General features: G+C 70.9%; 16 protein-coding genes. 9 read left to right on the plus strand and 7 right to left on the minus strand.

What is annotated here, in order from left to right; translation table 11 throughout:
- Window positions 1-8 precede the first annotated feature (8 nt).
- The 3 genes from EOE66_RS15305 to EOE66_RS15315 are packed head-to-tail and all read left to right on the plus strand — an operon-like array spanning window position 9 to window position 4,884.
- Window positions 9-1,394, plus strand: coding sequence for a DUF1329 domain-containing protein (locus EOE66_RS15305; protein WP_164885122.1), 1,386 nt, complete (start codon window positions 9-11; stop codon window positions 1,392-1,394).
- Complete coding sequence (locus EOE66_RS15310) at window positions 1,391-2,437, plus strand: WD40/YVTN/BNR-like repeat-containing protein (protein ID WP_128229571.1); 1,047 nt, start codon at window positions 1,391-1,393, stop codon at window positions 2,435-2,437. Before EOE66_RS15305 ends, EOE66_RS15310 begins: the two co-directional genes overlap by 4 nt.
- Window positions 2,438-2,472: 35 nt before the next feature.
- Window positions 2,473-4,884 carry an efflux RND transporter permease subunit gene (locus EOE66_RS15315; protein WP_245479055.1) on the plus strand — a complete coding sequence of 804 codons (2,412 nt, stop codon included), beginning with the start codon at window positions 2,473-2,475 and terminating at the stop codon, window positions 4,882-4,884.
- A 54-nt stretch (window positions 4,885-4,938) separates the two neighbouring features.
- On the opposite strand, the gene EOE66_RS15320 is transcribed toward EOE66_RS15315, so the two are convergent.
- Window positions 4,939-5,667, minus strand: coding sequence for a GntR family transcriptional regulator (locus EOE66_RS15320; RefSeq protein WP_128229572.1), 729 nt, complete (start codon window positions 5,665-5,667; stop codon window positions 4,939-4,941).
- A 106-nt stretch (window positions 5,668-5,773) separates the two neighbouring features.
- Here EOE66_RS15320 and EOE66_RS15325 point away from each other — a divergent pair, with 106 nt between their 5' ends.
- Together EOE66_RS15325 and EOE66_RS15330 are read left to right on the plus strand one after the other, a co-directional pair.
- Window positions 5,774-6,847 carry a Rieske 2Fe-2S domain-containing protein gene (locus EOE66_RS15325; RefSeq protein WP_128229573.1) on the plus strand — a complete coding sequence of 358 codons (1,074 nt, stop codon included), beginning with the start codon at window positions 5,774-5,776 and terminating at the stop codon, window positions 6,845-6,847.
- Window positions 6,844-7,815: a PDR/VanB family oxidoreductase gene (locus EOE66_RS15330; protein ID WP_128229574.1), complete on the plus strand. Its 972-nt coding sequence runs from the start codon at window positions 6,844-6,846 to the stop codon at window positions 7,813-7,815. The genes EOE66_RS15325 and EOE66_RS15330 overlap by 4 nt, the downstream gene beginning before the upstream one ends.
- A 37-nt stretch (window positions 7,816-7,852) precedes the next feature.
- Here EOE66_RS15330 and EOE66_RS15335 read toward each other — a convergent pair whose 3' ends face one another.
- Both EOE66_RS15335 and EOE66_RS15340 read right to left on the minus strand, forming a co-directional pair.
- Window positions 7,853-9,757 carry a feruloyl-CoA synthase gene (locus EOE66_RS15335; protein ID WP_128229575.1) on the minus strand — a complete coding sequence of 635 codons (1,905 nt, stop codon included), beginning with the start codon at window positions 9,755-9,757 and terminating at the stop codon, window positions 7,853-7,855.
- Window positions 9,747-10,544: a crotonase/enoyl-CoA hydratase family protein gene (locus tag EOE66_RS15340; protein ID WP_205702708.1), complete on the minus strand. Its 798-nt coding sequence runs from the start codon at window positions 10,542-10,544 to the stop codon at window positions 9,747-9,749. Before EOE66_RS15340 ends, EOE66_RS15335 begins: the two co-directional genes overlap by 11 nt.
- A 219-nt stretch (window positions 10,545-10,763) precedes the next feature.
- Between EOE66_RS15340 and EOE66_RS15345 the strand changes: the two genes are divergently transcribed.
- Window positions 10,764-12,569, plus strand: coding sequence for a sigma-54-dependent Fis family transcriptional regulator (locus EOE66_RS15345; RefSeq protein ID WP_128229576.1), 1,806 nt, complete (start codon window positions 10,764-10,766; stop codon window positions 12,567-12,569).
- A gap of 22 nt (window positions 12,570-12,591) precedes the next feature.
- On the opposite strand, the gene EOE66_RS15350 is transcribed toward EOE66_RS15345, so the two are convergent.
- Both EOE66_RS15350 and EOE66_RS15355 read right to left on the minus strand, forming a co-directional pair.
- Window positions 12,592-13,359, minus strand: coding sequence for an SDR family NAD(P)-dependent oxidoreductase (locus EOE66_RS15350; protein ID WP_128229577.1), 768 nt, complete (start codon window positions 13,357-13,359; stop codon window positions 12,592-12,594).
- Window positions 13,360-13,402: 43 nt separating this feature from the next.
- Window positions 13,403-15,289 carry a feruloyl-CoA synthase gene (locus EOE66_RS15355; protein ID WP_128229578.1) on the minus strand — a complete coding sequence of 629 codons (1,887 nt, stop codon included), beginning with the start codon at window positions 15,287-15,289 and terminating at the stop codon, window positions 13,403-13,405.
- 154 nt (window positions 15,290-15,443) lie between these two features.
- Here EOE66_RS15355 and EOE66_RS15360 point away from each other — a divergent pair, with 154 nt between their 5' ends.
- Window positions 15,444-15,932, plus strand: coding sequence for a MarR family winged helix-turn-helix transcriptional regulator (locus EOE66_RS15360; RefSeq protein WP_128229579.1), 489 nt, complete (start codon window positions 15,444-15,446; stop codon window positions 15,930-15,932).
- Here EOE66_RS15360 and EOE66_RS15365 read toward each other — a convergent pair whose 3' ends face one another.
- Both EOE66_RS15365 and EOE66_RS15370 read right to left on the minus strand, forming a co-directional pair.
- Entirely contained in the window at window positions 15,933-17,492 is a 1,560-nt protein-coding gene (locus tag EOE66_RS15365) for an NAD(P)H-hydrate dehydratase (RefSeq protein ID WP_128229580.1), read from the minus strand.
- 55 nt (window positions 17,493-17,547) lie between these two features.
- The gene (locus tag EOE66_RS15370) at window positions 17,548-18,774 is read right to left on the minus strand and encodes an FAD-dependent oxidoreductase (RefSeq protein WP_128229581.1); all 1,227 of its coding nucleotides are present in this window, start codon (window positions 18,772-18,774) and stop codon (window positions 17,548-17,550) included.
- A 354-nt stretch (window positions 18,775-19,128) separates the two neighbouring features.
- On the opposite strand from EOE66_RS15370, the gene rpsB reads away from it, so the two are divergent.
- Window positions 19,129-19,875 (plus strand): 30S ribosomal protein S2, encoded by a 747-nt coding sequence (gene rpsB, locus EOE66_RS15375; RefSeq protein WP_128229582.1) that lies wholly within the window; start codon window positions 19,129-19,131, stop codon window positions 19,873-19,875.
- A gap of 100 nt (window positions 19,876-19,975) precedes the next feature.
- A complete protein-coding gene (gene tsf, locus EOE66_RS15380) occupies window positions 19,976-20,872 on the plus strand; it encodes a translation elongation factor Ts (RefSeq protein ID WP_128229583.1) in 897 nt (298 codons plus the stop codon).
- Window positions 20,873-20,987: the final 115 nt, after the last annotated feature.

Here is a 20,987-nt window from a genome sequence, read left to right on the forward strand (position 1 = left end):
CCACCATCATGCAAAAGCGCCATCTGCTCCAGGCGGGGCTGGCCACGGCCAGCGCCCTGTCCGCCATTGCGGCCCTTGCGGCCCTTCCGCTGGCCGCGCAGGCCGCTGTGTCTGCCGAAGAGGCCGCCAAGCTCAAGACCACGCTCACGCCCATGGGCGCCGAGAAGGCCGGCAACAAGGAAGGCACCATCCCCCCCTGGGAAGGCGGCCTGACCAAGGCCCCGGCCGGCTACAAGAACGGCGACCCGCGCCCGGACCCGTTCCCGAACGACAAGCCGGTGCTGACCATCAACGCCAAGAACATGGACCAGCACGCCGCCAAGCTGAGCGACGGCGTGAAGGCGCTGATGAAGAAGTACCCCGATTTCCGCATCGAGGTCTACCCGACGCGCCGCACGGCGGCCGCACCGCAGTACGTGTACGACAACACCTTCAGGAATGCCACCCGGGCCAAGCTGGTCGACAACGGGCAGGGCATCGAAGGGGCCTTCGGTGGCATTCCGTTCCCGATTCCGAAGGACGGCTACGAGGCCATCCTGAACCACCGCCTGGCCTGGAAGGGCGTGAACTGGACCACGCCGCTGCGCGTGTGGGTGATGACGGCCGACGGCAAGCGCAGCATGGCCTCGGGCGGCACCCAGACCTTCCGCAACGTGTACTACGACCCCGACGTGAAGCCCGAGAGCTTCGACGGCTACTACACGCTGGGCAAGTTCGCCGTGAGCGAGCCGGGCTCGAAGGCCGGGGAGGCCATCCTGGCCCACGACGGCCTGAACGCCAGCGCGCCGCGCGGGCTGTGGCAGTACCTGGTGGGCCAGCGCCGCGTGCGCAAGGCACCTTCGGTGGGCTACGACACGCCCGACGCCGTCACCAGCGGCATCGGCCTGTTCGACGAAGCCTTCAACCTCTTCGGCCCCATCGACAAGCACGAGTTGAAGCTGGTGGGCAAGAAGGAGATGTACATCCCCTACAACAACAACCGCGCGGCCAGCGCCAAGGTGGCCGACCTGGTGACGCCCAAGACGCTGAACCCGGGCCTGGTGCGCTGGGAACTGCACCGCGTGTGGGAGGTGGAAGCCACGCTGGCCGCCGGCAAGCGCCACGTGGCGGCCAAGCGCAAGTACTACATCGACGAGGACAGCTGGCAGATCATCCTCTTCGACGGTTGGGACGCCAAGGGCGAACTCTGGCGCACCAACTTCACCTTGACGCTGACCGCGCCCGACATCCCGGCCGTCATCGGCAACCTGTTCTGGGGCGGCTACGACCTGCAGACCGGCGCCTACTACCTGAACATGGCCACCAACGAACTGCCGGTGCAGGTGAAGGTGCTGCCGACGCTGCCGCGCAGCTTCTTCAGCCCTGAAGAACTGGCCAACGAGAGCACGCGATGAAGCGCAGGCGCCTGCTGCTGGGCGCTGCCAGCCTCGGGCCGCTGAGTCCCTTCGTGGCGGGCTGGGCCGCCGCGGCAGCGCCCGCGCTGCCTGCGGTGCTGAGCCGGCCCGCCACGGCCTCTCCGCTGGCCACGCAAGGGGCCTTGCTGGCCGCGGCGCGCGCCGGCCAGCGGCTGGTGGTGGGCGGCGAGCGCGGCACCATCCTCTTCAGCGACGACGGCGGCCAGAAGTGGACGCAGGCCCGCGTGCCGGCGCAGCTGAGCATCACCTCGCTGGTGTTCGCCAACGAGCGTGAAGGCTGGGCGGCGGGGCACTTCGGTGCGCTGCTGCGCACGGCCGACGGCGGCCAGAGCTGGGCGCTGGCGCTGGACGGCGTGCGGGCGGCCCAGGTGCTGCTGGCCGGCGCCACTGACGACGCGCAGCGGCAGTCGGCGCAGCGCAAGCTTGACGAAGGCGCTGACAAGCCCTTCTTCGACCTGGCGCTCGTGGACGGCAAGCTGTTCGCCGTGGGCGCTTACGGCCTGGCGGTGGAGACGGCCGACGGCCGCAGCTTCCAGCCGCTGGCGGCCCGGCTGCCCAACCCGCGCCAGTTCCATCTCTATGGCCTGCGCGCCGCGGGTTCGCGGCTCTTTGCCGTGGGTGAACAAGGCCTGCTGCTGCGTTCCACCGACGCGGGCGCCACTTTTGCGGCGCTGCCCTCGCCCTACAAGGGCAGCTTCTTCGGCGTGATGCTGCTGGGCGAGAGCACGGTGCTGGCCTACGGCCTGCGCGGCAACATCTGGCGCTCGGCCGACAACGGCAACACCTGGGCCCAGGTGGCCAACCCGGTGCCGGTGAGCCTCAGCGCGGGCGTGCTGCTGTCCGACGGCACGGCGGTGCTGGTGGCCCAGAACGGCGACCTGCTGTTCAGCCGCGACCAGGGCCAGACCTTCCAACGCCGCCCCGCCGCGCCGCCGTTTCCTGCCGCCAACCTGGCCGTGGCCGACGAAGGCCACCTGCTGCTGACCGGCCTGCGTGGCTTGAAGCGCCTGGCCCTGGGCTGACGGCAGCCTTTGCCCAAAACCACGAGAACCCGCCTGTGAGCTTGCCCAACGACGACACCGCGCAGCCGGTGATCCAGGACCTGAAGGACTTCGACAGCCGCAGCGGCTCGGCCGCCGAGCGCTTGTTCTTCAACCACCGCCTCTGGGTGCTGGCGCTGTGCCTGCTGGCCACCCTGGTGCTGGGTTGGCAGGCGCTGGGCATCCAGCTGGCCGCCAGCTTCGAAAAGACCATACCGGCCCACCACCCCTACATCGTCAACTTCCTGGAGAACCGCGAAAAGCTGGGCGCCGGTGGCAACGCCATCCGCATGGCGGTGGCGGCCAGGGAAGGCACCATCTTCGACAAGCAGTACCTGGAGACGCTGCGCCAGATCAACGACGAGCTTTTCCTGATGCCGGGCGTGGACCGGCCTTTCCTGAAGTCGCTGTGGACCAGCAACACACGCTGGGTGGCCGTCACCGAAGAAGGCCTGGACGGCGACACGGTGATGAGCGACAAGTACGACGGCAGCCCCGAGAGCATGGCCGAGGTGCGCGCCAACGTGGAACGTTCGGGCGAGATCGGGCAGCTGGTGGCGGCCGACTTCAAGAGCAGCATCATCTACGTGCCGCTGCTGGACAAAGACCCGCGCACCGGCCAGTCGCTGGACTACGGCGAGCTCGGCCGCAAGCTGGAAGAGCTGCGGGCCAAGTACCAGAACGAGCGCATCAGCATCCACACCATCGGCTTCGCCAAGGTGATGGGCGACCTCATCGAAGGCGTGCGCCAGGTGGGCCTGTTCTTCGCGCTGGCGCTGGTGATCTGCGCCGGCGTGCTGTACGCCTACACGCGCTGCGTGCGCTCCACCTTCATCGTGGTGGCCTGTTCGCTGGTGGCGGTGGTGTGGCAGCTGGGCCTGCTGCAACTGCTGGGTTTTGCCCTCGACCCCTACTCGGTGCTGGTGCCCTTCCTGGTGTTCGCCATCGGCATGAGCCATGGCGCGCAGAAGATGAACGGCATCCTGCAGGACGTGGGCCGCGGCACGCACCAGCTGGTGGCCGCGCGCTACACCTTCAGGCGCCTGTTCGTGGCCGGGCTGACGGCGCTGCTGTGCGACGCCGTGGGGTTTGCCGTGCTGGCCTTGATCGACATCCGCGTCATCCAGGAACTGGCGGCCAACGCGAGCATCGGTGTGGCCGTGCTGGTGTTCACCAACCTGGTGTTGCTGCCGGTGCTGCTGTCGTACGTGGGCGTCAGCCCCAAGGCCGCCGAGCGCAGCCTGAAGCAGGAACAGGCCGGTGAGCTGAAGGGCACCTGGGCCTTTCTGGCGCAGTTCACGCAACGCAAGCCTGCGCTCATCGCCGTGGCTGCTTCGGCGGTGCTGCTGGTGGTGTCTGTGATGCTGTCCCTGCGCATCCAGGTGGGCGACCTGGACGCCGGCGCGCCCGAGTTGCGTGCCGAGTCCCGCTACAACCGCGACAACGCCTTCGTGGTGCAGAACTACGCCGCCAGCACCGACATCCTGACGGTGATGATCACCTCGCCCGACGACCAGTGCACGCGTTACGCCACGCTCAGCAAGGTGGATGAATTGGCCTGGCGCCTGCAGCAACTGCCCGGCGTGGAAGGCACGCAGTCGATGGCGGGCCTGGCCAAGCTGGCCATGGTGGGTTTCAACGAAGGCAACTTCAAGTGGTATGAGCTGATCGCCAACGACAAGGCCCTGGGCGGCGTGCAGGCCATTGCGCCGCGCGAGCTTCTCAACAAGGCCTGCTCCTTCCTGAGCCTGCATGTCTTCCTGAAGGACCACAAGGCGCAGACGCTGGACGGCGTGGTGGGCGAGGTCGAGCGCTTCATCGCCGAGCAACCCAAGACCGAGGTTCGCTACATGCTGGCCGCAGGCTCGGCGGGCGTTGAAGCCGCCACCAACCAGGTGGTGCGCAAGGCCATGCGCGAGATGCTGCTGTGGGTGTACGGCGCCGTCATCGTGCTGTGCTGGCTGACCTTCCGCTCGTGGCGCGCCACGGTGGTGGCGGTGCTGCCGCTGGTGTTGACGTCCATGCTCTGCGAGGCGCTGATGGTGCTGCTGGGCATGGGCGTGAAGGTGGCCACGCTGCCCGTCATCGCGCTGGGCGTGGGCATCGGGGTGGACTACGCGCTGTACGTGCTGGCGGTGATGCTGCAGCGCCTGAAGCTGGGTGACACCGTCGACCAGGCCTACCAGCGCGCGCTGCAGTTCACGGGCCGCGTGGTGATGCTCACCGGGCTGACCCTGGCGCTGGCCGTGGGCACCTGGTTCTTCAGCCCCATCAAGTTCCAGGCCGACATGGGCATCCTGCTGGCCTTCATGTTCTTGTGGAACATGGTCGGCGCGCTGGTGCTGCTGCCGGCGCTGGCGCGCTGGCTGCTGGCGCCGCAGCGCCGCGAAACGGCCCCGCTGGCGCAGCCGGCGGCCGGCCCGGCCTGAGCGACAGCGTTCGCGCGGGGCGATGGGTGATGAACCGAGGGGCTGCCCCGGTTCTCACGCGCCTCCGGTCACCGGGCCTGCGGGCCGCGTGTCGCCAGCGCCCAGCAGCGCGCCGTAGCGGAAGCCCACCCAGGCGTGCTCGCGCATCAGCATCTCCACGCGTGCCGATTCGCGCTGCTGCAGCGCATCGAACACCAGCCGGTGCTGCAACTGCGCCACGCGCAGCTTCTGGTACTCGGCCTGCGGCGCCTCGTGGTTCAGCGCGATGGCGTCGGCGCTGGCGAAGGGCAGGTGGTTGTTGCGCGCGATGGCGTCGGCGATGACGTGGCTGGCGTGGCCCGCCACGATGGTGTGGTGGAAGCGCTGGTTCAGCGCGCTCCACAGCGCCACGTCTTCCGGCGCGAGGTGGCCCTTGGCGAGCAGGGCCTCGCCTTCGTCCAGCGCCTGCTGCAGCACGGCGGCCTCGGCCGGCTGCAGGCCGCGTTCCGCGAGGTGGCGCGCGGCCAGGCCTTCGAGCACGCCGCGCACCTCGATGGCGGTGCGCACGTCGGTCTCTGAAAAGCGCCGCACCACGTAGCCGCGCTTGCCGGCCTTCTCCAGCAGGCCCTCTTGCTCCAGCGAGCGGAAGGCCAGCCGCACCGGCGTGCGTGAGACCCCCAGTCGCTCGGCCACCGGGATCTCGGCCACGCGCTCGCCGGCGGCCAGGCGGCCGCTGACGATGTGCTGCCGCAAGGTGGCCACGACGCTGGAGGCGTCCCCGGAGTAACCCTCAATTGGATCCATTGATGGCATTCTGCCTTGAAGAAATGGCGATGATGAGCAAAAATTGGATCCAATCAATCGGCGCAGACCCCGAACTGCGCCCCCGCCGATGACGCTGGAGACACCGATGATCCCGATGAACACATGGTATGTGGCCTGCACGCCCGACGAGATCGAAGGCAAGCCGCTGGGCCGCCAGATCTGCGGCCACCGCATGGTGCTGTTCCGCGGCCCGGAGGGCCAGGTGGCCGCGCTGGACGACTGGTGCCCGCACCGCGGTGCGCCGCTGTCGCTGGGCAAGGTCTGCGAAGGCAAGCTGGTGTGCGGCTACCACGGCCTGCAGATGGGCTGTGAGGGCAAGACCGTGGCCATGCCCGGCCAGCGCGTGCGCGGCTTTCCGCCGGTGCGAACCTACCCGGTGGTGGAGCGCCACGGCTTCATCTGGGTCTGGCCGGGTGATGCGGCGCGCGCCGATGCGGCGCTGATCCCCGACCTCTTCTGGGCCAACAACCCGGCCTGGGCCTATGGCGGCGGGCTGTACCGCATCGGCTGCGGCCACCAGCTGATGGTCGACAACCTGATGGACCTCACGCACGAGACCTACGTGCACGCCGACAGCATCGGCCAGCCCGAGATCGACGAGGTGGCGCCCGTGACGCGTGTGGAGGGCGAACACGTCATCACCGAGCGCCACATGCAGAACATCAGCGCGCCGCCGTTCTGGCGCATGGCGCTGCGCCACAACGGCCTGGCCGACGACGTGCCGGTGGACCGCTGGCAGGTGTGCCACTTCACGCCGCCCAGCCACGTGATGATCGAGGTGGGCGTGGCCCACGCCGGCCACGGCGGCTACCACGCGCCGGCCGAGCACAAGGTCTCCAGCATCGTGGTGGACTTCATCACCCCCGAGAACGACACCAGCATCTGGTACTTCTGGGGCATGACGCGCAACTTCCGGCCGGAAGACGCCGCGCTCACCGCCGCCATCCGCGAAGGCCAGGGCCGCATCTTTGCCGAAGACCAGCAGATGCTGGAGCAGCAGCAGGCCAACCACCTGCGCCACCCCACGCGCGCGCTGCTGGGCCTGAACACCGACGCCGGGGGCGTGCAGGCGCGCCGCATCGTGGAGCGCATCGTCGCGGCCGAGCGTGCGCTGGCTGCGGCGCCCACGCCTGTGGCCGGCGCAGGCGCCGCGGCATGAGCGCCGCGCTGCTGCCGGTGCGCGTGGCGCGCAAGGCGCCCGAGGCCGAAGACATCTGTCGGCTGGAGCTGGTCTCCGCCGGCGGTGCGCCGCTGCCGCCCTTCAGCGCTGGCGCGCACATCGATGTGCACCTGCCCGGCGGCCTGGTGCGCCAGTACTCGCTGTGCAACAACCCGGCCGAGGCCGGCCGCTACGTGCTGGGCGTGCTGCGCGAGCCGGCTTCGCGCGGGGGTTCGGTGGCGGTGCACGCGCACTTGAACGAAGGCGATGAACTGCTGATCAGCGCGCCGCGCAACCTCTTTCCCTTGGCCGAAGGCGCCAGCAGCCACCTGTTGCTGGCCGGCGGCATCGGCCTCACGCCGTTGCTGGCCATGGCCGAGACGCTGGCCGCGCGTGGCGAGCCCTTTGCGCTGCACGTGGCGGCGCGCCACGCCGGCCGGGTGGCCTTCCGCGAGCGCCTGCAGCAGGGCCCGCTGGCGCCTCACACGCAGCTGCACCTGGACGACGGCCCGCCTGCGCAACGCCTGGACCTGCCGGCCCTGCTGGCCACGCCCGCTGCGGGGCAACACCTCTACGTGTGCGGGCCGGCGGGCTTCATCGCCGCGGTGCTGGACACGGCGCGCGTCCAGGGCTGGCCCGAGGCGCAACTGCATTGCGAACACTTCGGCGCCGCGCCTGCTGCGCCCGGTGCAGCGGCCGAGCGCCCCTTCGAGCTGCGCCTGGCGCGCAGCCAGCGCGTGGTAATGGTGTCGGCGCAGCAGACCGCCGCGCAGGCGCTCAACGCCGCGGGCATCTTCGTGCCCACGTCCTGCGAGCAGGGCATCTGCGGCACCTGCCTCACGCGCGTGCTGGAAGGCGAGTGCGAGCACCGCGACCAGTACCTGGAGCCCGAAGAACAGGCCGCGAACGACCAGTTCCTGCCTTGCTGCTCACGCGCCCGCAGCGCCGCCCTGGTGCTGGACCTCTGAAGCCGGCCGCGCTGCTGGCTGCGCGGCCGGTGTTGCTTCAGCGGGCGGCCCGCAGCACGCGCGGGTCGGGCGGGCTCTCGGCGTAGAGCGCCTCCACCGCCGCCGCGCGGCGCTTGAGCACCGCGCGCTGGTTCAGCGAGCCCTTGTCGGTGACTTCGCCCGCTGCAGCCAAGGGCGCGTCGTCCAGCAGCAGCAGGCGTGTGACGCGGTTGCTGCTGCCGGTGCCTGCTGCGGCCAGCTGGTCCAGCCAGCGCTGCGCCCAAGCGCGCACCGCGGGGTGGCCCGCCAGCGCGGCCAGCGCTGCGCCCGGGCCGAGTTCGGGCGCGAGCTGCGCCGCCCCCGGCGCCAGGAAGACGAGCAGGCCGAGGCTGTCGCGCCCATCGCCGGTGAGCACCACGTCGTGCACCACCGGCAGGGCCGCCACCATCGCGTGGGCACGCACCGCGCTCACGCTGACCCAGGTGCCGCTGATGAGCTTGAAGTCTTCGGCGATCCGGCCATCGAAGCGCAGGCCCTGACCAGGCTCGGCCGCGCTGATGAAAACCGCGGCGTCGCCGCTGCACAGGTAGCCTTCTTCGTCGAAGGTCTCGGCCTGCAACTCGGGCTGGCGCCAGTAGCCGGGCGTGATGCTCGGACCGCGGTAGCGCACCTCGAGCTTGTCGCCCACGGGCACGAGCTTGAGGTCCAGCCCCGGCGCCGGCAGCCCGATGACGCCCGCCTGCCAACCCGGCCGGTGGTGCGAGACGGCAAAGGGCGCCGTCTCCGTCATGCCCAGGCCCATGGTCATGGGCACGCGGCAGCCCAGGGTCTGCACGGCCAGGGTGTCGAAGGCCTCGATCACCGCCTGCGGCATGGCCGCGCCGGCGGCGAACACCAGGCGCAGTTCGCGGAACACGGTCTCGCGCAGCGCAGCGTCTTGCGCGAGCTGCTGCGTCAGCATCTCCAGGCCCTTGGGCACGGTGTAGATGGCCGTGGGCGAGATCTCGCGCAGGTTGGCCACCGTCTCGGCCATGCCCTCGGGCGTGGGCTTGCCTTCGTCGATGTAGAGCGTGCCGCCGTTGCGCAGCACCAGGCCCAGGTTGCTGTTGCCGCCGGCGGTGTGGTGCCAGGGCAGCCAGTCCACCAGCACCGGCGGCACCTGCTCCAGGAAGGGGTAGCACTGCGCATACATCTGCTGGTTGCTGCAGAGCATGCGGTGGGTGTTGACCACGGCCTTGGGCGCCTGCGTGGAACCGGAGGTGAAGAGGAACTTGGCCACGGTGTCGCCGTCCACCGCCGCATGCGCTGCCGCCACGGCCGGCGTGGGCACGGTGGCCTGCAGCGTGTCGAAGGCCAGCGTGGGCCGGCCCTGCAGCGCCGCCGGCAGCGGGCTGGGCAGGGCCTGCCCGGTGCGGCCCAGCAGCACGGGCACATCGGCCGGCACGGCCAGGCTGATGGCCGCGGCGAAGCGACCGGCGTCACCCGCATACACCAGCCCCGGCGTGAGCCGCGTGGCCGCGTGCACCACGCGCGCGGCGCTGGGGTCCAGCAGCGCATATGCGGGCGAGACCGGCGCCACCGGCACGCCCACGTGCAGCGCGGCCAGCGTGAGCAGCGCGTGTTCCAGGCTGTTGCCCGAGAGGATCACCAAGGGCCGCTCGGCCGAGAGCCCCAGGTCCAGCAGGGCCTGCGAGAGCGCCTGTACACGCGCCAGCGTCTGCGCGTAGTCCAGCCGCAGCCAGGGGCGGCCGGCTTCGGCGCTGCGCTGCGCCAGGAAGGTGTGCGCGGGCCGCTCGGCCGCCCAGCGCACCAGGTGCATGGTGAAGGCTTTGGGGTAGGGCGCCAGCGCTTGCGGCGCGCGCAGGTGCCAGCCACCACCGGGCAGCGGCCGGCACTCGGCCTCGTAGGGGCCGAAGGCCACCTCGCGGTAGGGCGCGCCGTGGGCTGGCCGCTCAGTCGCCACGCTGCACCTTGGCTGCACGTTTGGCCAGGAAGGCCTGCACCCGCTGCTTGGCCTCGGGTTCCGATTGCGTCACCGCGGCCATCAGCGATTCCGTCATCAGGCCGTGGCTCATCGGTTGCTCGGCGATCAGGGGCAAGGCGCGCAGGATGGCGTAGTTCGACATCGGCGCGTTGTCGGCGATGCGCAGCGCCAGCTCATGCGCCTTGGCCAGGCCGGTGCCGGTGGCCACGGTGTAGTGCGTCAGGCCGATGGCGAAGGCCTCAGCAGCGCTGTAGGTGCGGCCGGTGAGCATCATCTCGGTGACGCGCGAGAAGCCGATGAGCTTGCTCACACGCACCGAGCCGCCACCGCCCAGGAAGATGCCGCGCCGGCCCTCGGGCAAACCGAAGTAGGCGTTGTCTTCGGCCACGCGCACGTGGGCACAGGCCGCCAGTTCGAGCCCACCGCCCACCACGGCGCCCTGCAGCACCGCCACCACGGGCACACGCCCGAACTGCAGCTGCTCGAAGACGCGGTACCAGGCGTGCGAATGCTGCACGCCTTCGGCGGCCGACATCTCGGGCACCTCGGAGAGGTCGAGCCCGGCGCTGAAGTGCTCGCCGCGCGCCGCCAGCACCACCACGCCCACGGTGGCTGGCAGCGTGGCGATGCAGCGCTCCAGCTCGGCCACCATCGCCAGGCTGATGGCGTTGCGCTTGTCGGGGCGGTTCAGCGTCAGCTCGGCCACGCGGCCGTGCAATTGCACCGTGACCAACGGCGCTGTGTTCGGGTTCAGGGCTTGCAACATCGGAGGGGGGCACCGCAGCAGGGGTGCATGTAATTAACGAAGCTAACGATAAGTGTAGCTTTATGAAGCGGGCGACTCAAGCCCAGAATGCCAGCGATCGAGGGGCTGCACCCGGTGCTTACCCTGGCAAGGCCTTGAACACAGCGCGACCGCCCCCCACACTCTGCATCGGGGCCCCGGTGGTGGGGTTCCGCTGCTTTGCTGCTGCTGCGCATGCCCATGTCCAAACCGCTCTTGTCCCGTGTTTCCCTGGCCGAAGTCTCGCGCCGCACTGGCGCCCTGATGGGCCGTGGCGAGCCGGTGCCCGGTGGCGAAGGCGCGCAGCCCTCACCGCGCCTGGCCGACATCACCGAGTGCCTGTTCTTCTCGCCCGGTGATGGCCGCATCTGGCTGAACGACCAGCGCATGGTGCTGATGCACAGCGCCTCGATGGGCACCCTGCGGCGCGAACTCATCGAGACCCTGGGCCTGGAACGCGCGCGCGGCCTGCTCACCCGCACCGGCTACGAATCCGGCGCGCGCGACGCGCAGCTGGTGCGCGAGCGCTGGCCCGACGGCGGGCTCTTCGAGGTCTTCATGGCCGGCACGAAGCTGCACGCGCTGGAGGGGGTGGTGAAGGTCGAGCCCGTGGCCTACGAGATCGACCCCGACAGCGGCCACTACCACGGTGAGTTCCTCTGGCACCACGCCAGCGAGGACGACGAGCACATCCAGGCCTACGGCGTGGGCACCGAGCCCGCCTGCTGGATGCAGCTGGGTTACGCCATGGGTTATGTCACCGGCATGATGGGCCGGCTGGTGGTCTTCCGCGAGGTGGAATGCCGCTCGATGGGCGCGCAGCGCTGCCGCGTGGTGGGCAAGACCGCCGAAGCCTGGGGCGACGTGAGCGAAGACCTGCGCTATCTCAACGCACAGGATTTCCTGGCCACGCGCACGCACGGCAACGCACCGCGTGCGGTGCTGGGCACGCCGGCGCTGGCGCGTGCCGAGGGCGGCGGCGACATGGTGGGCGTGTCTTCGGCCTTCAAGGCTGCCTGCCACATGCTCAGCCGCGTGGCGCCGACCAAGGCCACCGTGCTGTTCACCGGTGAATCGGGCGTGGGCAAGGAGATGTTTGCGGCCACGCTGCACCGCATCAGCCCGCGACGCGAGCAGCCTTTCGTGGCGGTGAACTGCGCGGCTATCCCCGAGAACCTGGTGGAGTCCGAACTGTTCGGCGTCGAGCGCGGGGCTTTCACCGGGGCCACCGTCTCGCGGCCCGGGCGCTTCGAACGCGCGCATGGCGGCACGCTGTTCCTGGACGAGATCGGCACGCTCAGCCTGGTGAGCCAGGGCAAGCTGCTGCGGGCGCTGCAGCAGGGCGAGATCGAGCGCGTGGGCGGCTCGCGCACCGTGGCGGTGGACGTGCGCGTGATCGCCGCCACCAACGTGGACCTGCGCGCCGAGGTGCAGGCCGGGCGCTTCCGTGAAGACCTGTTCTACCGGCTGGATGTGTACCCCATCCACCTGCCGCGGCTGCGTGAGCGCCGCGAGGACATCCCGCTGCTCATGAGCCACTTCCTGGACCTGTATGCGCGCCTGCACGGCCGCCGCCTGCTGGGCTACACGCCGCGGGCCGTGAAGGCCCTGCTGGGTTATGCCTTCCCGGGCAACATCCGCGAACTGCAGAACATGGTGGAGCGCGGCGTCATCAGTGCCGAGGAAGGCGGCGTGATCGACCTGCCGCACATGCTGCGCCGCGAGCACATGGTCGACGGCGAGCAGTTCGGCATCAGCAGTGCCGGCGGTCTGGCGGCGATGGACCACGCGCCAGCGATGCAAGACACCGCCGAGGAAGACCTGCTGGAACGGCTGGCCGACCCCCAGACAGGCACGCTCGATCTGGCTGCGCTGGAGCGCCGCCTGATGTCCGAAGCCGTGGCCAGTGCGGGCCAGAACCTCTCGGCCGCAGCGCGCAGGCTCGGGCTCACGCGGGCGCAGCTGGCCTACCGCCTGCGCGCGGCCGGCGACAGCGCGGCCGGCTGAAGAACGGCGCTGGGGCGCGCGCTCAGCGCGGCGCCATGCGCAGCGCGCCGTCGAGGCGGATCACCTCGCCATTGAGGTGCCCGTTCTCCACGGCGTGCGCGGCCAGCGCGGCGAACTCGGCCGGGTCGCCCAGGCGCTTGGGGAAGGGGATGGCCGAGGCCAGCGACTTCTGCACCTCCTCGGGCAACTCGGCCAGCAGCGGCGTGCGGAAGATGCCCGGCGCCAGCGTCACCACGCGCAGACCCCATTGCGCCAGGTCGCGCGCCAGCGGCAGCGTCATCGAGACCAGGCCCCCTTTGCTGGCGGCATAGGCCTCCTGGCCCACCTGGCCGTCGAAGGCGGCCACCGAGGCGGTGTTGACGATGACGCCACGCTCGCCGTGCGCGTCCAGCGGCTCCAGCACCGCGGCGCGCGCCGCGAACAGGCGCAGCATGTTGTAGGTGCCCACGAGGTTGATCTCCACCACGCGGCGGAAGTCGGCCAGCGGAGCGGGCCGCCCGTCCTTGCCGATGACGCGCTTGGCGCCGCCGACACCGGCGATGTTCATCAGCATGCGCGCCGGGCCGTGCGCCGCGGCGGCGGCCTCCAGCGCGGCCTCGGCCTGGTCTTCCTGCGTGATGTCGCAGCGCAGGGCCAGGCCACCGATGTCGGCGGCCACGCGCTGCGCGGCTTCGAACTGCACGTCGAGCACGGCCACACGCGCGCCGCGGCGGGCCAGTTCGCGGGCCACGGCCTCGCCGAGGCCGGAGCCGCCGCCTGTGACGAGGGCGGCGTGGGGGGCGATGTTCATGTCAGGGGGCTTTCGGGAAGGGCGTTGCGCGGGCCGGCGGCGTTCAGGGCTTGCGCGGGCGCAGCACGGGCGGCAGGGCGGCGCCGGCGGGCGCTTCGCCCCACAGGTGCGCCACGAGTTCGGCGCGGTGCGCCAGCACGGCGCGCTGGTTGATGCTGCCTTTGTCAGTGACTTCGCCGCGGTCGATGTGGGGCGGTTCGTGCAGCACCAGCAGCCGCGCAGGGCGGTTGGCGCTGCCGGTGCCGGCGGCCCACAGGCGGTTGAGCAGGTCCTGGAAGAAGGCCACCACGGGCGGCGCCTGCAGCACGTCATGGGCATCCAGGTCGGCCCCCAGGCCGAAGAGCCGCCGCGCTTCTTCGACGCGCGGGAAGATCATCAAGCCGAGGTCGTCGCGGTCGATGCCGGCCACCACGGCGTCCTGCACCAGCGGGTCGCCGGCGGCGATGACGGCCGCGCGCAGCGGCCCCACGCTCACGAAGGTGCCGCTGCTGAGCTTGAAGTCTTCGGCGATGCGGCCATCGAAAGCCAGGCCGCCTTGCGGCTGGCTGGGGTCTATCCACACCACGGCGTCGCCGGTGCGGTAGTAGCCCTCGTCGTCGAAGGCTTCGGCCGTCTGCTGCGGTGCGCGCCAGTAGCCCGGCATCACGTTGGGGCCTTGGAAGCGCACCTCGGTCTTGCCGCTGTCCTCGGCATTGGGCACGAGCTTCACCGTCACGCCGGGGCAGGGCAGGCCGATGTGGCCCGAGCGCACCTCGTGGCCCACCGCGAACATGCAGGAGGGCGCGGTCTCCGTCATGCCCAGGCCGGTGATCATCGGCACGCGCTCGCCGCGCGCAGCCACGGCCAGCGCGTCGATGCGGTTCCACACCGCCTGCGAGAGCCCCGCGCCGGCGTACATGAAGCAGCGCACGCGGCTGAAGAAGGTGTCGCGCAGCGCGCTGTCGGCCTCCATCGCGGTGGCCAGTTCTTCGAAGCCCTTGGGCACGTTGAAGTACATCGTCGGCGCGATCTCGCGCAGGTTGGCCAGCGTCTGCGCCATGCCCTTGGGCGTGGGTTTGCCTTCGTCGATGTAGAGCGTGCCGCCGTTGTTCAGCACCAGGCCCACGTTGTGGTTGCCGCCGAAGGTGTGGTTCCAGGGCAGCCAGTCCACCAGCACCGGCGGCTCGTCGGCGATGAAGGCCAGGGTCTGGCGCAGCATCTGCTGGTTGGCGCAGATCATGCGATGCGTGTTGATCACGCCCTTGGGCGCCTTGGTGCTGCCTGAGGTGAAGAGGAACTTGACGATGGTGTTGGGCCCGGTGGCCGCATGCGCTGTGGCGGCGGCCGCGCCGGGTGCCGTGGCCAGCAGGGCCGAGAAGGCATGCACGGGCCGGCTGCCGAGCGTTGCGGTGCCGATGTCGGCCACGGCGTCGTCGGGCATCACCACACAGGCATCGGCCGGCGCCACGGCCTCGATGGCGCGGCGGTAGGCCGGCGTGGCCGCGAACACCAGCCCTGGCGTGGTGACGCCCAGGATGTGCCGCAGCTTGGCGAAATCCTGCGACACCAGCGAGTAGGCCGGCGACACCGGCACGAAAGGCACGCCCACCCACATCGCGCCCAGGCTCAGCGTCAGGTGCTCCAGGTCGTTGTCGGAGAGGATGGCCAGGGGCCGCTCGGCCGAGAGCCCCTGGTCCAGCAGCCACTGCCCCACGGCCTGCGCGCGCTGCAGCATCTGCGCGTAGGTGAGGGTGATCCACGGGCCGTGCCCGCCGGCCCGGCGCGCGGCGAACACACGCTCGGGCGTGCGTTCGGCGTGCTCGCGCAGGCGGTCACTCAGGCGCGTGGCGTGGGCTTGCAGCGGTTCGGTGGAGCGCAGCAGCACGCTGCCGTCGGCGCGGTGTTCGATCTCGGCGCGCAGGCAGCCGCCAAAGAGACTGGGCGTGGTCATGGGTGTGCATGCTAGATAGTTCAGGAACTGAACCATTATCGGGTTTTCCCGCGCCCGTGTCGCCGGGCCTTGGCGCACATCTCGCTAGCATTGCCGGCATGTTGAAGCCTCGCCGTTGCGCGCGCCCTGAACCCTGTGCCCGGTGGGCTGGCCCATGCCCAAAAGCCGCCTGAACGCCACCGCTGACGAAACCCCGGCTGGACACCTGGCTGCAGCCGGCCTGCGCCATGTGTTGGGCTACCAGCTGGCGCAGGCGGGGGTGGTGTGCACGCGTGTCTTCATGCGCGAGGTGGGCGATGCGCACGACCTGCGCCCGGTGGAGTACACGGTGCTGCACCTGATTGCGGAGAACCCGGCCTGTTCGTCGGTGCGGCTGGCCAAGGCGCTCTCGGTCACCAAGCCCAACATCACGATGTGGGTGGAGCGCCTGGTGGCGCGCGGCCTGGTGCAGCGCACGCCCAGCGCTAGCGACAAACGCTCGCACGAGCTGCGCGCCACGGCCGCCGGCGCGGCCCTGGTGGCCCGGGCCACGCAGAGCCTGGTGGCCGGCGAGGCGGCAGCGCTGGCGCACCTGAGCCCCGGTGAACGCGTGATGCTGGCCGAACTGCTGCACAAGCTGGCGCGCGGTGCCGCGCGCAGCTAGCTAGCCCAGCGCGCGTAGCGCCAGGACCTCGATCAGGGCTTCGGCGCGCAGCGGCGCACCCCGCGCGGCCGGCTCGTGCAGATCGGCCGCCCGGCCGTGCTGCCAGACGGCCTGGCGCGCCACTTCGCCGGCAGAAGCGCCGGGCGCCTGGGCCCAGAGCCCGGCCACCCAGCCGGCCAGCACGTCGCCAGTGCCAGCGCTGGCCAGCGCGGCGTTGCCGGTGGGGTTGATGTGGGGCAGGGCACCGGGCGCGGCGATCACGCTGCCCGAACCCTTCAGCACCACGGCGGCGCCGTAGCGCGCCACGAGCGCCTGCGCGGCGGCCACCCGGTCGGCCTGCACTTCGGCCGTGCTGCAGCCGAGGAGGCGCGCAGCTTCCAGCGGGTGGGGCGTCAGCAGGGTCTGGGCTTCGCTGCTGGTGCGAGCCTGCAGCAGGGCTTGCAGCGCCGGCGCGGTGGCGATGGCGTTGAGCGCATCGGCGTCCAGCACCAGCCGCGGCGTGGCGGCCAGCAGCGGCGGCAGCGCTGCCTGCACGGCCTCACCACCGCCGCAGCCGCAGACCACGGTGGCCGTTTCCAGCGTGCTGGCCGGTTCGCGCCACCAGGCGCTGCGACCCATCAGACCGGGGTGGGCCGGGTCCAGCAGGGCGGCTTCGGGGTCGAGCGGGCTGCAGTACACGCGGCCGGCGCCCGCCGCCAGCGCGGCGCTCGCGGCCAGCCAGGCGGCGCCCACCATGCCGGGGGCGCCACCCACCACGGCCACGTCGCCATGGCTGCCCTTGTGGTGGCCGTGCGGGCGCGCGGCCCAGGCCGGCGGGCCGCTGAGCACGGCGTCGGCCGGGCCGGCGGGCACGCCCAGGCGGTGCAGCCAGACCCTGCCGGCGTGGTCGCGGCCTTGTGCCGTGAACAGCCCGGGCTTGAGGGTCAGCAGCGAGAGCGTGTCGGTGGCGCGCACGGCGCCGCCCCAGGGTGCATCGGCCGCGCCCAGTGCACAGCCGGTGTCGGGGTGCAGGCCCGAGGGCAGGTCGATGGCCAGCACCGGGGCCCCTCCGGCCGCTGCCGCCTGGAGCTGCGCGATGGCCTGGGCCAAGGCACCGGCGGGCGCGCGGCGCAGGCCCAGGCCGAGCAGGGCGTCGATGTGCAGGGTTCGGCTGCAGTCGAACCCGACGGGGCCCTGCGCTTCGGGCCCAAGCGGCACGGGCGCCATCGGCACGCCGGCCGCCTGGGCGCGCTGCCAGGCCTGGTGGGCATCTGCCGGCAAGGCCGCCGGGTCGCCAGTGGTCCACACCTGCACCCGCCACCCCCGGCCGTGCAGCAGCCGGGCGGCCACCAGGCCGTCACCGCCGTTGTTGCCGGGCCCGACCCACACCACCACGCGGCCGGCTTGCGGTGCGATGGCCAGCGCGAGCCGCGCCACGGCCAGGCCTGCGGCCTCCATCAGCGTCATCGGCGCCACTTGCGCCAGCGCGCGGCGTTCCAGCGCCTGTGAGGCCGCAGCGCTGTGCAGCGGCCAGGGGCCGTTGCCGGCATGGACGTGCAAGGGCGCGTTGGAGATCGTCATCCGGCCATTCTGCGCCGGGCCGCTGGCAGGGCTTGTGGCGCCAGCGGCCGTGCGCTCAGCGCAGCCGCTGCAGGGCCAGCGGTGCGGTGTCCAGCGCCGCCTCGCGCCCGGTCACCAGATCGGCCAGCACACGCGCCGAACCGCAGGCCAGCGCCCAGCCGTGCTGGCCGTGACCGAGATTCAGCCAGAGCCCGGGCTGGCCGCTGGCGCCCAGCACCGGGCAGCCGTCGGGCAGCATGGGGCGGGCGCCCTTCCAGTGCTGCGCGCCGCGTTCGAGCACGGCGCCCGGGAACCAGGTGTCGAGCACGCGGTACAGCCGCCGCAGGGGCGGCAGCGACACGTCGGCCAGATCGCCCCCCAGCTCACCCATGCCGCTCACGCGCACGCGCTGCCCCAGGCGTGTGAGGGTGACCTGTTCGCGGGCGTCGATGAGCGCGGCGCGCGGCCCCGGCGGCGGCAGGCCATCGAGATGGCGCAGCGGCGCCGTCACCGAGTAGCCGTGCAGGGCCACGAGCGGCAGCTTCACGCCGGCCCGCGCGAGCAACGGCGCAGCGTCGGCGCCAGTGCAGGCGATCACCGCATCGAAGCTTTCGGGCTCGCCGCCTTCGGGCACCACGACAGCGGGGGTGCCGGGCCGCAAGGCCTGCACGGGGGTGTCGAAGCGGAAACGTGCGCCCAGGCGCTGGGCCTCGGCTTTCATCAGGTGCGCAAACTGGCGGCAGTTGCCGGCACCGTCTTGCGCGATGTGCAGCCCGGCATGCAAGGGCGTGCCTTCGGCCAGGCCGGGCTCCAGGACGCGGCAGCGCTCGGGGTCGGCGAGTTCGTGCGCCACGCCGCCGTCGCGCAGGCGCGCCAGCAGCGGCTGCAGGGCCTTCAGGTCCCGCTCGCCGCGCAGCAGCACCAGGCAGCCCGGGGTCTGCTCGAACTCCAGGCGCAGGCCTTGTGTCAGCGTCAGCAGACGCTGGCGGCTGAACTGCCCCAGCGCCTGCAGCGCCTGCCCCTGCGCAACGGCGGCCGCCGGGCGGCGCGCGCGCCAGGCCCGCCACAACCAGGGCAGCTGCGTCAGGGCCGCGGCGCCGCGCAGCCGCGGCCGCTGCCAAGGCGCGCCGGGCAGGCCCCAGGGCGACAGGGTGGCCGGCGAGATCAGCCCGCCGCTGGCAAAGCTGCCTTCCGAGGCCACGCTGCCGCGGCGCTCGAAGACGGTGACTTCGTGGCCGGCGGTGGCCAGTTCAAAGGCGGTGGTGACGCCGACGATGCCGGCGCCGACGATGGCGATGCGCAAGTTCAGGCCCCCGTGGCTGCGCCGGGGCGGGCGCCGCCGCGGCAGGGGGCGGCAAGGCGGGCGGGCACGGCTTGGGCGCGTGCTAGAATCATTGGGTTTTGCCTCGATGCAGGTTCTTTTTGGGGGGTGGCCACGCCGCTCCGCAAGACTGCGGTTCAACATGCAGACCCTCACGGCCAGCCGGCTTTTCGCAGCGGCTTGAAGTGACGGGCCACGCGGTGTCGGCAAGTCGGGCGATTCAATCGCGAACCCGGTTCCACCAAGGTGTCGCCTGTCCGTCGTGACGGCTGTGAAACAGCCGTTTCCGCAGGTGATCAAGCGGCCGGGATTCTAGACACAACCTTCGGAGTTCTCATGACTGTCTCCATGCGCGAAATGCTGGAAGCCGGCGTCCATTTCGGACACCAAACCCGCTTCTGGAACCCCAAGATGGCCCCGTACATCTACGGCCATCGCAACAAGATCCACATCATCAACCTCGAGAAGACGCAGCCGCTCTTCGAGGAAGCGATGAAGTTCGTGCGCCAGCTCTCGGCCAAGCGCGGCACCATCCTGATGATCGGCACCAAGCGCCAGGCCCGCGAAGTGATCGCGATGGAAGCCCAGCGCGCCGGCATGCCCTACGTCGACCAGCGCTGGCTCGGCGGCATGCTGACCAACTTCAAGACGGTCAAGGGCAGCCTGAAGAAGCTGAAGGACATGCAGGCCACCAAAGAGGCCGGCACCGACGCCATGATCAAGAAGGAAGCCCTGCTGTTCGATCGCGAGCTGGTCAAGCTCGAGAAGGACATCGGCGGCATCCAGGACATGGGCGCGCTGCCTGACGCGATGTTCGTCATCGACGTCGGCTACCACAAGATCGCCGTGGCCGAAGCCAAGAAGCTGGGCATTCCCGTGATCGGCATCGTCGACACGAACCACTCGCCCATCGGCATCGACTACGTCATCCCCGGCAACGACGACTCGGCCAAGGCCGTGGCGCTGTACGCCAAGGCGGTGGCTGACGCCGTGCTGGAAGGCCGCGCCAACGCCACGAACGAAGTGGTGCAGGCCGTCTCGGCCGCCGGCGACGAGTTCGTCGAAGTCAACGAAGAGGCCTGATCGGGCCTGACCTGACACACCGCGCCCTGGCGGCGCGGTGTTTTTCGTGCTGCCGGGCGCTTCTTCGCGCCGCAGCCCCCCGAATTCATTGGAGATGACGATGCCCGCAATCACTGCAAGCATGGTGGCCGAGCTGCGCGCCAAGACCGACGCGCCGATGATGGAATGCAAGAAGGCGCTGACCGAAGCCGACGGCGACGCCGTTCGCGCTGAGGAAATCCTGCGCGTCAAGCTGGGCAACAAGGCCGGCAAGGCCGCCGCCCGTGTCACCGCCGAAGGCGTGATCGCCGCCGCCATGAACGGCAACGTGGGTGCCGTGGTGGAAGTCAACTGCGAAACCGACTTCGTCACGAAGAACGACTCCTTCCTGGCCTTCGCGAAGGCCGTGGCGCAGCTGATCGCCGAACACGGCCCGGCCGACGTGGCCGCCGTGGGCACGCTGGCGCTGTCGCAAGACGGCTTCGGCCCGACCGTGGAAGACGTGCGCAAGGGCCTGATCGGCAAGATCGGCGAGAACATGTCCATCCGCCGCTTCAAGCGCTACGCCGGTGGTGGCCAGTTGGCCCACTACCTGCACGGCACGCGCATCGGCGTGGTGGTGGAGTTCGAAGGCAGCGACGTCGCCGCCAAGGACGCCGCCATGCACATCGCCGCGATGAAGCCGGCCGCCCTCTCGTCGGCCGAAGTGCCGGCCGAGCTGGTGGAGAAGGAGCGCAAGATCGCCGCCGAGAAGGCTGCCGAGAGCGGCAAGCCCGCCGAGATCGTCGCCAAGATGGTCGAAGGCTCGGTGCAGAAGTTCCTGAAGGAAGTCTCGCTGCTCGACCAGGTCTTCGTGAAGGCCGCCGACGGCAAGCAGACCGTGGGCCAGTACCTCAAGAGCACCAACACCACGGCCAAGGGCTTCACGCTCTACGTGGTGGGCGAGGGCATCGAGAAGAAGGTCGACGACTTCGCCGCCGAAGTGGCCGCCCAGGTCGCCGCCGCCAAGGGCCAGTGAGGCCGCGCCCGTGCGGTGCCTGCGGGCGCCGCGCGGGCTTTTCTTTGCATACGTTCGTGCGGTCGGCGCCCGGCAGGGCCGACTTACACTGCAAGCCTTTTCCTCTGGAGTGCAT

Origin of the sequence: Rubrivivax rivuli (assembly GCF_004016505.1) — a bacterium.
GTDB lineage: Bacteria > Pseudomonadota > Gammaproteobacteria > Burkholderiales > Burkholderiaceae_C > Rubrivivax > Rubrivivax rivuli.

Excerpts from the sequence above, each read along its gene's own strand:
- EOE66_RS15305 (WP_164885122.1), top strand. The coding sequence starts at position 9 with ATGCAAAAGCGCCATCTGCTCCAGGCGGGGCTGGCCACGGCCAGCGCC.
- EOE66_RS15310 (WP_128229571.1), top strand. The coding sequence starts at position 1,391 with ATGAAGCGCAGGCGCCTGCTGCTGGGCGCTGCCAGCCTCGGGCCGCTG.
- EOE66_RS15320 (WP_128229572.1), bottom strand. The coding sequence starts at position 5,667 with ATGGATCCAATTGAGGGTTACTCCGGGGACGCCTCCAGCGTCGTGGCC.
- EOE66_RS15325 (WP_128229573.1), top strand. The coding sequence starts at position 5,774 with ATGATCCCGATGAACACATGGTATGTGGCCTGCACGCCCGACGAGATC.
- EOE66_RS15330 (WP_128229574.1), top strand. The coding sequence starts at position 6,844 with ATGAGCGCCGCGCTGCTGCCGGTGCGCGTGGCGCGCAAGGCGCCCGAG.
- EOE66_RS15340 (WP_205702708.1), bottom strand. The coding sequence starts at position 10,544 with ATGTTGCAAGCCCTGAACCCGAACACAGCGCCGTTGGTCACGGTGCAA.
- EOE66_RS15345 (WP_128229576.1), top strand. The coding sequence starts at position 10,764 with ATGTCCAAACCGCTCTTGTCCCGTGTTTCCCTGGCCGAAGTCTCGCGC.
- EOE66_RS15350 (WP_128229577.1), bottom strand. The coding sequence starts at position 13,359 with ATGAACATCGCCCCCCACGCCGCCCTCGTCACAGGCGGCGGCTCCGGC.
- EOE66_RS15355 (WP_128229578.1), bottom strand. The coding sequence starts at position 15,289 with ATGACCACGCCCAGTCTCTTTGGCGGCTGCCTGCGCGCCGAGATCGAA.
- EOE66_RS15360 (WP_128229579.1), top strand. The coding sequence starts at position 15,444 with ATGCCCAAAAGCCGCCTGAACGCCACCGCTGACGAAACCCCGGCTGGA.
- EOE66_RS15365 (WP_128229580.1), bottom strand. The coding sequence starts at position 17,492 with ATGACGATCTCCAACGCGCCCTTGCACGTCCATGCCGGCAACGGCCCC.
- rpsB (WP_128229582.1), top strand. The coding sequence starts at position 19,129 with ATGACTGTCTCCATGCGCGAAATGCTGGAAGCCGGCGTCCATTTCGGA.
- tsf (WP_128229583.1), top strand. The coding sequence starts at position 19,976 with ATGCCCGCAATCACTGCAAGCATGGTGGCCGAGCTGCGCGCCAAGACC.